Below are 12,209 nucleotides of genomic sequence, written 5' to 3'. Positions count from 1 at the left end.
TAACCGCGCGCGAGTATCCTCATCCCGTGCGCCTCGGAGTCATCGACATCGGATCGAACACCGTCCACATGCTCGCGGCCGACGTGCGCCCCGGCGGACGACCACTCGCGACCACGAGCGACCGAACCGTGCTGCGCCTCATGCGCTACCTCGACCCCGACGGGGCTATCGCGGAGGAGGGTGTGCGCGCCCTGGAGGCGGCCGTCGCCCAGGCACGCCGCGTCGCGAAAGCGGAACGCGTTGACGCACTCCTCGCCACCGCCACGAGCGCCGTGCGGGATGCGCGCAACGGCGAGGAGGTGATCGGCCGTATCGAGGCCGTGCTGGGCCAGCCGCTCCAGGTGCTCGACGGAGAGACTGAGGCGGAGCTCACCTTCCTCGCCGTGCGCCGGTGGTTCGGGTGGTCGGCGGGTCAGCTCCTGCTCCTCGATATCGGCGGCGGCTCGCTGGAGATCGCCGCGGGCGCCGAGGAACTCCCGGATGCGGCGGCCTCCGTGCCGTTGGGCGCGGGACGTATGACGGTGCGCTTCCTCCCGCACGACCCTCCCGGCGAGGACGACGTGGACCGGCTCCGCGCGCATGCGACGACGACGCTGGCCTCCGTCGTCCCCGCGTTCACGGCGCTCCCCCGTCCTGACCATGTCGTCGGATCGTCCAAGGCCATCCGCTCCCTCGCGCGTCTGGTCGGCTACCCCGTCCCCGGCTGGTCGGGGAGCGAACGGATGCTGCTGCCGCGCGCGGCCCTCGGGTCGTGGATCCCCCGCCTGGCGCGTCTGCCGGCATCGGCGCGACAGGAGCTTCCCGGCATCACCCCCGACCGCACCTTCCAGATCGTCGCAGCGGCGGTGTCGCTGCACGCGGCGATGACGGCGCTCGACGTGGAGGAGCTGGAGGTGTCGCCGTGGGCACTGCGCGAAGGGGTGCTGCTGCGGTACATCGAGCAGCACGGCGGCCGATCCTGAGAGGCGCGCTCCGGGGGCGTGGATAGCATGACGCCATGACCTCGACCCTCGCCGTTCGCCGCCTCCGTCGCGGCACCGCAGCGGCGCGGTTCGCTCTGGCGGCGTACCTGCTGTTCGTGGGCTTCACCGTCTGGTTGCCGGCGACGGTGTCGTCGAAGGTCACGGGTCTCGTGGGTGTGACGGCCCGGTGGGTCGCGGAATCCGGAATCGCGTCCTACGGGGTCGCCGACACGGTGGTGGAGGTGCAGGCCGTGAATCGTGGCCACGGCCCGACGGCCCTCGCGGCCTACCGCGCCGGCCTCTCCGTCGATCCGGAGGTCCTCGTGCACGTCGACGGCGACGGCCAGTTCCATGGCGCGGACTTCCCCCGCCTGATCGAGGCGCTCATGTCGGAGCACGCGGATGTGGTGCACGGGGTACGGGACGGCCGCACCGACCCGTGGTATCGCAGGGTCCTCACCGGCGCGGTCGGGCTTCTCATCGCGGTCGCCGCCGGCCAGCGCATCCCCGATGTGAACACCCCCCTCCGGGCCTACCGACCGGAGGCGCTGCGCGTGCTGATCGACGCCGTGCCTGCGGACGCCACGGTGCCGCACGTGCACTTCTCCCTCGCGGAAGCCCGGGGCGGCTTCCGCGTGCGCTATCTGCGCGTGGAGAGCATTCCGCGCCGCGGCGCATCGAGCACCGGAACCATGTGGGGCCGAGCGGGCGGGATCTCCCTTCCGCCCAAGCGACTCCGCACGTTCGTGCGCGCCGCTCTCGCCGAGGCCTGGCAGCTCTCCCTCCGTCCGTCTGCTCCGTTGCGGCACCTGCCGCGACCGGAGCACGTGGGATCATGAGCCGGGCTCGCACCCTCCTCTTCTGGGTGGCCGCGGCCGCCCTGCTGGCCGGGCACGTCGTGGTCGTCTGGCACAGCCTGCTCACCCGTCCGTTCTGGGAGGACGAGGCGTTCAATCTGACCGTCCCCCGCAACCTCCTCGCGGGCCTCGGCTATGCGAGCGACGGCGCCCTCTCCGGTTCCACGATCACGCCGTTCGACCCACGGATCTCCACCGGACCGGTCGTGCTTCTGCCTGTGTCCGCCATACTCGCCACCGGGATGGACCCGGTGCTGGCGGCGCGCCTCGTCCCCCTCGCCTTCTGGGCCCTGCTGGTGGCGGGCTCGGCTGTCCTGGGGTGGCGGATCGCCGGACCGTCAGCGAGCCTGCTCGCGGCGGCCGTCCCGCTCGCGTTCACGGCGGATGCCGGAGTGTCGCCGATCCAGGGTCCGGCCGACCTCCTGGGCGAGATCCCTGCCGCCGCTCTGCTCGTCTGGGCGCTGGTGGTCCTGCAGCGCCGGCCCTGGCTCGCCGGTTTTCTGGTCGGTCTCGCTGTGCAGTCCAAGCTCATCGCCCTGCTGGCGCTGCCCGCCTTCGCCGTCGCCCTGTGCGTGCTGGCCGAGGGATCGGGCTGGGCGCGGATCCGGAGGACGCTGCGCCGCTCCTGGCTGCCGCTGGCTCTGGTCGCCCTGCCGACGGCGCTCTTCGAGCTCGCGGCGTTGCTCTCGCTCGGCCCCGCGGCCTTCATCGAGCACGTCCGCGAGCTCATCCGGTTCGTCCGCAGCGGAGGACAGGGAGACGCGGGGACGTCCCTCATCCAGAAGCTGGCCACGCTGGCCGACTCGTGGTCGCTTCCCGCGTGGGTCGCGCTCGTCGGCGCCGCCATCGCGCTCGGCCTCGCCGCGACCGGCGTGATCCGCCGCTGGCGCTCCTCGCGGGAAGCGGATCGCGTGGTGATCGCCTATGCTCTCGCCGCCGGCGTGGGCGCTCTCGCCTTCGTCGGATGGTGGGCCACGGCCTCGCGACTGCCCCTGTGGGTCCGACACCCGGCGCCGGGCATCCTCGCCTTCTTCCCCGTCCTCGCCGCCGTGGCTGTCTGGGCCGCGACACGGGTGGTGGATCGTGGGTGGGCGAAAGCCGCCGCGGCGGTCCTCGCGCTCATCGTCGCGGCGGGAGCCGCGGTCCACGTCACGAGTGCGTCCGCCCCTCGCCCGTTGACCCTGGAGCAGCAGCGACAGGCCGTCGCACCGCTCGCCGACTGGGTGCGGGAGAACGACATCGCCTGGATCGCGGCGGAACCGTGGGGCATCGCCGTCGCGCCCGTCGTCCTCTCCGGCGCGCATCTCGGTCTTCACGACGCGCCGGCGATGGCCGACACCCCCCGCCTCACCGCCGCACGCTGCACCACGGAGACGCTCGTGGACGCGGGCGTGTACCGGATCTGCGCCGCGCCCTGAGAAGGGAGCGGCGGTGACCGGACCCGCACCGCGGGTCAGAGGGCGAGGCGCTCCTGCACCACGGCAGCCAGTCGTTCGGCGTGGGCCCGCGCCGACGCGGAGTCGGCCGCCTCGACCATGACCCGCACGAGCGGCTCGGTGCCGGACTTGCGCAGCAGCACACGCCCGGTGTCTCCCAGCTCGGCTTCGACGTCGCGCACCGCCTGCTGCACGACCTCGTCATCGGCGACGCGATCCTTGTCGACGTCGCGGACGTTGATCAGCAGCTGCGGGTACACGGTCATGACGGACGCGAGCTCGGCGAGGGACTTCCCCTGCCGTGCCATCTCGGCCACCAGATGCAGACCGGTGAGCAGGCCGTCGCCGGTGGTGGCGTACTCGCTCATGATGACGTGTCCGGACTGCTCGCCGCCGAGGGCGTAACCGCCGGCGTTCATGTCCTCGAGCACGTAGCGGTCGCCGACGGCCGTCTGCCGCACCGTGATCCCGTGCTCGCGCATCGCGACGTGCAGGCCGAGGTTGCTCATGACCGTGGCCACGAGCGTGTCGTCGGTGAGGCGACCGCGCTCCTTCATCGACACGGCGAGGATGGCCATGATCTGGTCGCCGTCCACGACGTTGCCCTGCGCATCGACCGCGAGGCAGCGATCCGCGTCGCCGTCGTGCGCGATGCCGACGTCGGCGCCGAGCCGGACGACGGCTTCGGCGAGGTTGTCGAGGTGGGTCGAGCCGACGCCGTCGTTGATGTTCCAGCCGTCGGGGTCGGCACCGATCACCGTGACCTCGGCGCCCGCGTCGCGGAACGTCTCCGGCGAGACACCGGAGGCGGCGCCGTGAGCGCAGTCGAGCACGACGTGGATGCCCTCGAGACGATGCGGGAGCGAGGCGAGCAGATGGACGACGTAGCGGTCCTCGGCGTCCGAGAAGCGGTCGATGCGGCCGACACCGGCCCCGGTCGGACGCAGCATCTCGCCGTGCATGGCTTCCTCGATGCGCTGCTCCACGATGTCAGGGAGCTTGCGTCCGCCGCGGGCGAAGATCTTGATCCCGTTGTCGGGCGCCGCGTTGTGCGACGCGGAGATCATCACGCCGAAGTCGGCGTCGCGGTCCGCGACGAGGAATGCCAGCGCCGGCGTGGGAATCACCCCGGCCTCGAGGACGTCGACGCCCGAGGAGGCGAGCCCCGCGGCGACGGCGGCAGTCAGGAAATGCCCGGAGACCCGAGGGTCACGGGCGACGACGGCGGTGAGTCGCTTGCCTTCGGCCTTGCGAGCCTCCGCCGTACGGCCCTGGCCCAGGACGACAGCAGTCGCCTGGGCCAGGGTGAGCGCCAGGTCGGCGGTGAGGATGCCATTGGCGAGTCCTCGCACGCCGTCCGTGCCAAAGATCGGCATCGGAGCAGTGGACCTTAACGCTTCGAGTACTGAGGCGCCTTACGGGCCTTCTTGAGTCCGGCCTTCTTGCGCTCCTTGACGCGAGCGTCGCGCGAGAGGAAGCCGGCCTTCTTCAGGGTCGGACGGTTGTTCTCCGCGTCGATGCCGTTGAGGGCACGGGCGATGCCGAGACGCAGCGCGCCGGCCTGGCCGGAGTCGCCACCACCCGAGATGCGGGCGATCACGTCGTAGGCACCGGCGAGGTTCAGCGCGGTGAACGGGTCGTTGATGAGCTGCTGGTGCAGCTTGTTCGGGAAGTAGTCCTCGAGCGTGCGGCCGTTGACCGTGATGGTGCCCGAGCCGGGAACCAGACGCACGCGGGCGATCGCCTGCTTGCGACGGCCGACAGCGGCGCCGGGGACGCTCAGCACGGGGCGGGGAGCCGCCTCGACCGCGTCGGTCTCCGGGGTCGACGTCGAGAAGTTCTGGAGGTTTTCGGTGGAGTCCTGGATGTCAGCCACGAGTATGTCCTTAGTCTGTACGGCGCTTACTGGGCGACCTGGTCGAGGGTGTACGGCTGGGGCTGCTGCGCGGCGTGCGGGTGCTCGGCACCGGCGTACACCTTCAGCTTCGACAGCTGCTGGCGGCCCAGGCTGTTCTTCGGGAGCATGCCACGGATGGCCTTCTCCACGGCGCGGACCGGGTTCTTCTCGAGGAGCTCGGCGTAGCTGACGGCCTTGAGGCCACCCGGGAAACCGGAGTGGCGGTACGCCATCTTCTTCTGGAGCTTCTGACCGGTGAGCGCGACCTTGTCGGCGTTCACGATGATGACGAAGTCACCCGAGTCGATGTGGTTGGCGAAGGTCGGCTTGTGCTTGCCACGCAGGAGCGTCGCCGCGTGCGAAGCCAGACGGCCGAGAACGACGTCGGTGGCGTCGATGACGACCCAGTCGCGCTGGACTTCGCCAGCCTTGGGGGTGTAAGTGCGCGTCACGATAGTGCTGCTTTCTTGTCGAACGGAGGTGTTCGTGAATCCCACTCCGGGGTGGTTCTTCCCTACGGGGAGGAACACGCCAGTGGAGGGCTCACGTTCGGATGTGCGTCTTCCCCGCAGGACAGGGAAGGGTACCAAAGAGTCAGCATACGCCACCGGAACGGCATTCCCAAACCCGCCGGCGCCCGGACTCAGTCCGGGCGGACCGTCACGAGGATCGGGCGGTGGTCGCTGGAACGCTGCGGCAGCGTGGTGATGCGCTCGATCTCGAAGCCGGACGACGTCGCGAAGTCGTAGTGCCCGCGGAAGACGCGGTAGCGCGTGTAGGTGTGGTCGTCGCTGAGGGAGAGCGCGTAGCCCTGGTCGCGCACGGCCTGCCCGAGGTTCTCCTTGAACACGGGGTAGTTGTAATCCCCCACCATGAGCTGCGGCAGCCCCTCGCCCAGCGTCGCGAGCTCGGCGAGCGCCGCACGGATCTGATGCCGCCGCAGCGAGTTCAACGCCGTCAGGGGCGCGGCGTGGAAGGACGCGACGATGAACTCGCCGCCGTCGTCGATGTCGCGCAGGCGCGCGCCGAGCACGCGCTCGTGCGCCGGCTTGGCGATCCGATCGTGCAGCGACTTCTTCAGGCCCAGCGTGCGGATGCCCTGCAGACGGTAGGTGCTCTCGCGATAGAAGAGCGCGAGTCCGAGGCGGTTGCCCTGCGTCGCATCCGCCAGCACGAGACCGCCGATCCGGTCCGGCAGCTCCGGGACGTCGCACTCCTGCAGGCAGAGGATGTCGGGATCATGCTCATCGACGAGCGCCGCGAGCTCGCCGGCGGCCCGGTGCTTGCGCAGGTTGTAGGAGATGACCTTCATGATCGTCCCCACGCTACCCGCCCCATCTGTGCCCCGGCTCCGGATCCGGACGATCAGTCGGTCTCGTGGTCCCGGCGGGCGCGGGTCTGGGCTGCCCGCGCGGCGAGGAGGTCGTCGGCGGGGTATCCGACCTCGGTGAGCGTGAGCCCGCGGGCGGCGAGCACCTTGAACTCGCTGGTCCGCGTGAGGGCATCGCGGAGCACGACGAGGTCGCCGACGTCGAGGCGCCCTTCCCCCACCGCCGCGCAGGCGCCGACGAGGGCCCGCACCATGCTGTGGCAGAACGCGTCCGCCTTCACCTCCGCGACGAGCACCCCGTCCGCGTCCCGCTGCCACCGGTAGTCGAGCAGTGTGCGGATGGTCGTGGCCTCCTCGCGGGGCTTGCAGTAGGCGGCGAAGTCGTGCAGACCGATGAGGGTCCGGGCGGCGGCGTCCATGGCCTCGGCGTCCAACCGGCCGCGGATCGTCGTGGTGTCGAGACGCCGCAGCGGGTCATAGCCGGCAAGGTCGTCGGCCAGGCGATAGCGGTAGCGCCGCCAGACGGCGGAGAAGCGCGCGTCGAAGCCCTCGGGGGCGAGGGAGGAGCGCACGACCGTCACGTCGGGGTAGGCGCCGAGCACCCCGCGCATGCGCGCCGCGATGCTGCCCGCGGGATCCTCGGCGGCGCGGCCGTGTCGTGCCTGGATCCGGGCCCACTGCGCCTCGTCGAGATCCACGTGCGCGACCTGTCCGCTCGCATGCACGCCGGCGTCCGTCCGTCCGGCGACGACGAACCGCACGTCGGAGCCGACGATCCGGGCGAGCGCCGCCTCCAGCGTCCCCTGGACCGTGCGGAGCGTGGGCTGCGTGGCCCACCCGCGGAAATGGGTGCCGTCGTAGGCGATGTCGAGCCGGATGCGCACGAGGCCAGCCTAGGACAGCCGCGCGCGCACCCTGCGCCTCAGATGCCGCCGTCGACCGAGCGGATCATCGCGCCCGGCTCCTCCGGCACCATCACCTCGGTCTCACGGTTCAGGCTCTCGCCCCGGAAGAACCGCTTCGACCGCGGGAAGAGGTACCAGAGGAGCATCAGGACGAGGCCGATCGCCAGCGACCCGATGCCGATCACGAACGTGCCGCCGATGCCGAAGAGCACGGTGTAGCCGTAGTCGACATCCCACATGTCGATCGCCGACTGCACGAACGCGCCGGTCAGCAGCAGCGCTCCGAGCAGCGGGAAGATGCCCTTGAAGAACAGGTCGCGGGTCGAGCGGCGCAGGTCGGCACGGAAGTACCAGACGCAGGCGAAACCGGTGATGGCGTAGTAGAACGCGATCGCGAGGCCCAGCGAGAGGATCGAGTCCTGCAGGATGTTGTCGCTGATGAGGGTCATGCCGACGTAGTACAGGGAAGCCACCACGCCCATGACGATGGTCGAGAACGACGGCGTCTTGTAGACCGGGTGCACGTCCTTGAACTTCGCCGGGAGCGCCCGGTACACGCCCATCGCGAGCGTGCCGCGGGCGGTCGGGAGGATGGTCGTCTGGGTGGACGAGATCGCCGAGATGATGACCGCGACCACGAGCACCCAGCCGAACGGTCCGAGCAGCCCGTCCTTGATGGCCAGGAAGAAGTCGTCGGCATTGGCCTCGTTGCCGAGTCCCGTGCCGTCCTCGCCGAGTCCGGCGTACATCATCGCGGCGATCGTCACCGCGACGTACGTCACCAGGAGGATGACGCACGTGAGCACCGCGGCGCGGCCGGGGATGCGCTTCGGGTCCTTCGTCTCCTCGTTGAGGGCGAGGCAGGTGTCCCATCCCCAGTAGATGAAGAGCGCGAGGAGGATCGCCTCGGTGAAGCCCGACCAGTCGGTGAAGCCGAAGGGGTTCAGCCACTCCCACGAGAACGGGGTGGCGGCGGGGGCGTCGCCCGTGAAGAACTGCCAGAGGGCGGCCACGATGAAGACCGCCAGCGCGAGGTACTGGATCGCGAGGAGCACGTTCTGGATGCGCTCGCCGATCTCGACCCCGCGCCAGCTCACCCAGGTCATGGCCGCGATGAAGAGCACCGCCACGACGACGACGCGCCAGTCGTTGTTCTCGAGGTCCTGCCCGATCAGCGACCAGAAGTACACGGAGGCGATCTGCGCGAGGTTCGCGAGCACGACCATGCCGGCCACCGCGACGCCCCAGCCGCCCATCCAGCCCACCCACGGCCCGAAGGCCTTGGTGCCCCAGGTGAACGTGGTGCCGCAATCGGGGACGGCGTTGTTGAGCTCGCGATAGGCGAAGGCGATCAGCAGCATCGGCACGAAGGCGATGATGAAGGCGATCGGCGCCTGCGCGCCGACGGCGAGCACGACGAAGCCGAGCGTCGCCACGAGCGAGTAGACGGGGGCCGTGGAGGCGAGCCCGATGACGGTGGAGCCCCACAGGCCGAGGGTGCCTGCGGCCAGGCCCTTGCCGTCGGGGCGTTCAAGGTGGATGGGCGTCGTTGCCATGTCCTGAACAGTACGGCTCGCCGCGGTATCCCGTCAATCTTTTTGTTTCTGCAACGGAATCCATGCGTCGCGTTCAGATACGCGAAGGATTCCGTGGGTCAGTCGCGACCGAGCATTCCCTCGGCGTGTGCGGCCACCCACTCCATCAGCGGAAGCATCCGCTCCATGAGGTCACGCCCGAGCGGCGTGAGGCTGTACTCGACATGCGGCGGCACCGTCGGCAGCGACTCCCGGTGCACCAGGCCGTCGTCGGTGAGGGTCCGCAGGGTCGACGCGAGCATCTTCTCGCTGATGCCGTCCACCTCCCGACGCAGCTCGCCCCAGCGCCGCGTGCCGTCGGAGAGGCAGGAGAGCACGAGCACGCCCCACTTGCTCATGATGTGGTCGAGGATGACGCGCGTGCCGCATCCCTGGTCGAAGAGAGCGGGCTGGGAACCCCGGATCTGCGCAAAACTCACCGCCATGTGGGTACCTTACCGAAAAGTGGGTACCCGCCGAAAGGAATGCGGAGCACGGCTGCCAGGGTTGTCCGGGGAGTCAGCAACGAAAGGACTCCCATGACCATCCTCGTCACCGGTTCGACCGGTCACCTCGGCCGCCTCATCGTCGCCGCCCTGCTCGCGCGCGGCGTCGACCCGCAGACGATCCGTGCCGGCGCCCGCGATCTCGCCAAGGGGGCCGACCTCGGCGTGCCCGTCGTCCGTCTCGACTACACCGACCCGGCTTCGGTCGCGGCGGCGCTCGACGGCGTGGACACCGTCGTGCTGGTCTCCGGCTCGGAGGTGGGCCAGCGCGTCGCGCAGCATCAGGCGGTCATCGAGGCCGCGAAGGATGCCGGGGTGTCGAAGTTCGTCTACACGAGCGCTCCGAAGGCCACTACAAGCTCCCTCGTCCTGGCTCCCGAGCACAAGGCCACCGAGGAGCTCATCGCGGCTGCAGGCCTTCCCGCGGTGATCCTCCGCAACAACTGGTACACCGAGAACTACGCCGCCGACCTCGCTCGTGCAGCGGAGACCGGCACCCTCAGCGCCGGCACCGGAGAGGGTCGCGTCGCCTCCGCCAGCCGGAAGGACTACGCCAAGGCCGCCGCCGCCGTCGCCACCGAGGACGGACATCTTGGTGCGGTCTACGAGCTCGGCGGGGACGTCGCATGGACCTACGCCGACCTCGCGGCCGCGATGACCGAGGTGACGGGCCGCGAGGTCGTGTTCGTCCCGCTCTCCGCCGACGAGCAGCTCGCCGCGCTCCGCGCCGCCGGCCTCGACGAGGGCACCGCCGGGTTCGTCGTCGCCCTGGACGCCGGCATCCGCGACGGCGCCCTGGCAGACACCGACGGCACCCTCCGCCGCCTCATCGGCCGCCCGACGACTCCGCTCGTCGAGGGGCTCCGCGCCCTGGTGTGACGCGAGGAGCGCCGCCGTCATGGACGGCGGCGCTCCCCCGGCGCCGGTTCCGTGGCGCTCTGCACGTAGGCGACGGTCAGCGTGAGGCTCCCGCGGCGCAGGCCCTCGGCCCGCAGCACCGCGTCCACGGCGTCACGGGCATGCCGCAGCGTCGCGACGCTGCGCACCCGCCCGTCGACGCCGATCGCCGCCTCCACCGCCACGCCGTCCGCTCCGGCGGCGACGGACACGATCGGTTCGACTCCGCGCTCGTTCCCCCACGCCGACGCGCCCGCACGTAGGAGGTGGGAGACGAGCGACCCCGATCGGTACACGCCGCGCACCCCGGAGCAGGCGCGCAGCGCCGCCTCGATCCGGAGCGCGAGACCCGCGCGCTCCTCCTTCGACAGCTCGGTGCCGGTCATCATGCCCCCTCCCTGACGTCGGTGATCGCGACATCGATGGCCACGACCTGCAGCTCGGTATGACGACGCAGCCGGGCCTCCACCTCCGCGCGCAGCCGGTCGGCGACGCGACGGAGGGGGTCGCCGAGGCGGACGCTCGCGTCGATCGCGACCCGCACCGGCGCTCCGGGCTCGGTGACGTCGCCCTCCAGCCGGCACCGGCCGACCAGCACGCCGGGGACGGTCTCCTCCGCGGCACGAACCAGTCCGCGCACGGCGCCTTCGGTGATCGCCAGCTCCACGTCCGGATCATCGGAGGCGAAGGGGATGCGGCGCCCCGCCTGGGCGTCCATCGCGATGCCGCTGAGGATCCTCTCCACCCAGCTCTCGTCCGCGGCAGGCGCGGAGGAGACGTCCTCATTCATCAGGGCGCTGCCCAGCCCGCGCAGCCTCTCCAGGGCGTCGAGCGCGAGCTGGCACCCCGGCGACTCCTCGATGGCGGGATTCCGCGGAGTGCGGCCGGCGTCCAGGTAGTCGCTGAGCTCCTCGATCGTGTGCCCGTCGAGGTCGGCGGGCTCCAGGCCGAGGCGGCGCAGCTGGTCGTCCTCGTGGTGATCGGTCATCGCCACGCCTCCATCCGTGTGATCAGGAACCGTCGCGCGCGGGACAGCAGTCCGCGCACCGTGCTGACGGGGATGCCGAGCTCCTCGGCGATCTCGTCGTAGCTGTACCCGGCCAGCTCCCGCAGCACCCAGCATTCGCGCTGGGCCTCCGGGAGTTCGCGCAGGGCCGCGCCGAGGGCCTCGACGCCCGCTCTCGCCTCGACGACCGCATGGGGCGATGCCTGCGGCGGCGCCGGTCGGTCGATCTCGTCCACGTCGAGCGCGGGGCGCGTCCGGCGCAGCCGATCCACCGCCTTGCGGCTCACGATCCGCATGAGCCAGCTCTTGACCTTCGCGGGGTCCTCCAGCTCAGCGAACCGCTGCCATGCCGTCACGAACGCGTCCTGCACGATGTCGTCGACCTCCGCCGACGCGTTGAGCATCCGCTGCGTGTAGGCCCTCATCATCGGCGTATACCTCCGCACGAGCACCGCGAACGCGGCGACGTCGCCGTCCATCGCACGGCCGGCGACGATACGGTCCCCGGCGTGCTCCAGCGCCTCACCCCAGTGATCGGCTGCCATTCCCCCACCCCTCGTTCACGGTTCCCCAGGCATTCGGAGCCCGCGCCGCATCGGATCGGATCGACCCCCTGCGCGCGGGCGGAGGAGACGCCCCTCCGGGCGCCTCCTCCCCTTCCGTCACTTGGTGAACGTGTCCTTGACATCCTCGGCCGCGTTCCTGACGTCACCCTTGGCCTGCTCGGCCTTGCCCTCGGCGACGAGCTTGTCGTTGTTCGTGACCTCGCCGACGACCTCCTTGGCCTTGCCTGCGACCTTCTCGGCTGCGGCCTTGATCTTGTCCTCCGCGCTCATGGC

The 12,209-nt window shown here is 70.8% G+C and carries 15 protein-coding genes; 4 read left to right on the top strand and 11 right to left on the bottom strand.

The annotated features are described in order from the left end of the window. The first annotated feature begins 26 nt into the window (after nucleotides 1–26). From AUV07_RS10105 to AUV07_RS10095, 3 genes are read left to right on the top strand one after another with little or no spacing between them, the layout of a single operon-like run. Nucleotides 27–962 (top strand): Ppx/GppA phosphatase family protein, encoded by a 936-nt coding sequence (locus tag AUV07_RS10105; protein ID WP_062636078.1) that lies wholly within the window; start codon nucleotides 27–29, stop codon nucleotides 960–962. A gap of 35 nt (nucleotides 963–997) precedes the next feature. After that, on the top strand, nucleotides 998–1,801 hold the full coding sequence (locus tag AUV07_RS10100) for a hypothetical protein (RefSeq protein ID WP_062635778.1): 804 nt from the start codon (nucleotides 998–1,000) through the stop codon (nucleotides 1,799–1,801). Then, nucleotides 1,798–3,237 (top strand): hypothetical protein, encoded by a 1,440-nt coding sequence (locus tag AUV07_RS10095; protein WP_062635775.1) that lies wholly within the window; start codon nucleotides 1,798–1,800, stop codon nucleotides 3,235–3,237. The genes AUV07_RS10100 and AUV07_RS10095 overlap by 4 nt, the downstream gene beginning before the upstream one ends. A 35-nt stretch (nucleotides 3,238–3,272) precedes the next feature. On the opposite strand, the gene glmM is transcribed toward AUV07_RS10095, so the two are convergent. The 7 genes from glmM to AUV07_RS10060 form a co-directional block, all read right to left on the bottom strand. Then, nucleotides 3,273–4,631 carry a phosphoglucosamine mutase gene (gene glmM, locus AUV07_RS10090; RefSeq protein WP_062635773.1) on the bottom strand — a complete coding sequence of 453 codons (1,359 nt, stop codon included), beginning with the start codon at nucleotides 4,629–4,631 and terminating at the stop codon, nucleotides 3,273–3,275. 14 nt (nucleotides 4,632–4,645) lie between these two features. Beyond that, nucleotides 4,646–5,131 (bottom strand): 30S ribosomal protein S9, encoded by a 486-nt coding sequence (gene rpsI / locus AUV07_RS10085; RefSeq protein ID WP_025104384.1) that lies wholly within the window; start codon nucleotides 5,129–5,131, stop codon nucleotides 4,646–4,648. Nucleotides 5,132–5,157: 26 nt separating this feature from the next. Then, nucleotides 5,158–5,604: a 50S ribosomal protein L13 gene (gene rplM, locus AUV07_RS10080; RefSeq protein ID WP_062635771.1), complete on the bottom strand. Its 447-nt coding sequence runs from the start codon at nucleotides 5,602–5,604 to the stop codon at nucleotides 5,158–5,160. A 191-nt stretch (nucleotides 5,605–5,795) separates the two neighbouring features. Beyond that, on the bottom strand, nucleotides 5,796–6,464 hold the full coding sequence (locus AUV07_RS10075) for an endonuclease/exonuclease/phosphatase family protein (protein ID WP_025104386.1): 669 nt from the start codon (nucleotides 6,462–6,464) through the stop codon (nucleotides 5,796–5,798). A gap of 53 nt (nucleotides 6,465–6,517) precedes the next feature. Then, complete coding sequence (gene truA, locus AUV07_RS10070; RefSeq protein ID WP_025104387.1) at nucleotides 6,518–7,366, bottom strand: tRNA pseudouridine(38-40) synthase TruA; 849 nt, start codon at nucleotides 7,364–7,366, stop codon at nucleotides 6,518–6,520. A gap of 38 nt (nucleotides 7,367–7,404) precedes the next feature. Further along, a complete protein-coding gene (locus tag AUV07_RS10065) occupies nucleotides 7,405–8,943 on the bottom strand; it encodes an APC family permease (protein ID WP_062635769.1) in 1,539 nt (512 codons plus the stop codon). A gap of 98 nt (nucleotides 8,944–9,041) precedes the next feature. After that, nucleotides 9,042–9,407, bottom strand: a complete 366-nt coding sequence (locus tag AUV07_RS10060) for a winged helix-turn-helix transcriptional regulator (RefSeq protein ID WP_062635767.1) — start codon at nucleotides 9,405–9,407, stop codon at nucleotides 9,042–9,044. Nucleotides 9,408–9,500: 93 nt separating this feature from the next. Here AUV07_RS10060 and AUV07_RS10055 point away from each other — a divergent pair, with 93 nt between their 5' ends. Further along, on the top strand, nucleotides 9,501–10,346 hold the full coding sequence (locus AUV07_RS10055; RefSeq protein WP_062635764.1) for an SDR family oxidoreductase: 846 nt from the start codon (nucleotides 9,501–9,503) through the stop codon (nucleotides 10,344–10,346). Between the two features lie 17 nt (nucleotides 10,347–10,363). Here the strand turns inward: AUV07_RS10055 and AUV07_RS10050 are convergent, their stop codons facing one another. The 4 genes from AUV07_RS10050 to AUV07_RS10035 form a co-directional block, all read right to left on the bottom strand. Next, the gene (locus tag AUV07_RS10050; protein ID WP_231868238.1) at nucleotides 10,364–10,753 is read right to left on the bottom strand and encodes a hypothetical protein; all 390 of its coding nucleotides are present in this window, start codon (nucleotides 10,751–10,753) and stop codon (nucleotides 10,364–10,366) included. After that, entirely contained in the window at nucleotides 10,750–11,352 is a 603-nt protein-coding gene (locus AUV07_RS10045) for a hypothetical protein (protein ID WP_062636074.1), read from the bottom strand. The genes AUV07_RS10050 and AUV07_RS10045 overlap by 4 nt, the downstream gene beginning before the upstream one ends. Beyond that, complete coding sequence (locus AUV07_RS10040) at nucleotides 11,349–11,915, bottom strand: RNA polymerase sigma factor (protein ID WP_062635762.1); 567 nt, start codon at nucleotides 11,913–11,915, stop codon at nucleotides 11,349–11,351. Before AUV07_RS10040 ends, AUV07_RS10045 begins: the two co-directional genes overlap by 4 nt. 117 nt (nucleotides 11,916–12,032) lie before the next feature. Then, nucleotides 12,033–12,206: a CsbD family protein gene (locus tag AUV07_RS10035; protein WP_025104394.1), complete on the bottom strand. Its 174-nt coding sequence runs from the start codon at nucleotides 12,204–12,206 to the stop codon at nucleotides 12,033–12,035. Nucleotides 12,207–12,209: the final 3 nt, after the last annotated feature.

This window comes from Microbacterium sp. CH1 (genome assembly GCF_001595495.1).
Taxonomy (GTDB): domain Bacteria; phylum Actinomycetota; class Actinomycetes; order Actinomycetales; family Microbacteriaceae; genus Microbacterium.
The sequence above is the reverse complement of the archived record's forward strand: the minus strand, read 5'-3'. Positions and strand labels throughout refer to the sequence as shown.

What these genes read in the sequence shown, in the direction of transcription:
- AUV07_RS10060 (WP_062635767.1), bottom strand. Translation starts at nt 9,407, where the DNA reads ATGGCGGTGAGTTTTGCGCAGATCCGGGGTTCCCAGCCCGCTCTCTTC.
- glmM (WP_062635773.1), bottom strand. Translation starts at nt 4,631, where the DNA reads ATGCCGATCTTTGGCACGGACGGCGTGCGAGGACTCGCCAATGGCATC.
- AUV07_RS10040 (WP_062635762.1), bottom strand. Translation starts at nt 11,915, where the DNA reads ATGGCAGCCGATCACTGGGGTGAGGCGCTGGAGCACGCCGGGGACCGT.
- AUV07_RS10075 (WP_025104386.1), bottom strand. Translation starts at nt 6,464, where the DNA reads ATGAAGGTCATCTCCTACAACCTGCGCAAGCACCGGGCCGCCGGCGAG.
- AUV07_RS10055 (WP_062635764.1), top strand. Translation starts at nt 9,501, where the DNA reads ATGACCATCCTCGTCACCGGTTCGACCGGTCACCTCGGCCGCCTCATC.
- AUV07_RS10035 (WP_025104394.1), bottom strand. Translation starts at nt 12,206, where the DNA reads ATGAGCGCGGAGGACAAGATCAAGGCCGCAGCCGAGAAGGTCGCAGGC.
- AUV07_RS10095 (WP_062635775.1), top strand. Translation starts at nt 1,798, where the DNA reads ATGAGCCGGGCTCGCACCCTCCTCTTCTGGGTGGCCGCGGCCGCCCTG.
- AUV07_RS10065 (WP_062635769.1), bottom strand. Translation starts at nt 8,943, where the DNA reads ATGGCAACGACGCCCATCCACCTTGAACGCCCCGACGGCAAGGGCCTG.
- AUV07_RS10100 (WP_062635778.1), top strand. Translation starts at nt 998, where the DNA reads ATGACCTCGACCCTCGCCGTTCGCCGCCTCCGTCGCGGCACCGCAGCG.
- AUV07_RS10050 (WP_231868238.1), bottom strand. Translation starts at nt 10,753, where the DNA reads ATGATGACCGGCACCGAGCTGTCGAAGGAGGAGCGCGCGGGTCTCGCG.
- AUV07_RS10045 (WP_062636074.1), bottom strand. Translation starts at nt 11,352, where the DNA reads ATGACCGATCACCACGAGGACGACCAGCTGCGCCGCCTCGGCCTGGAG.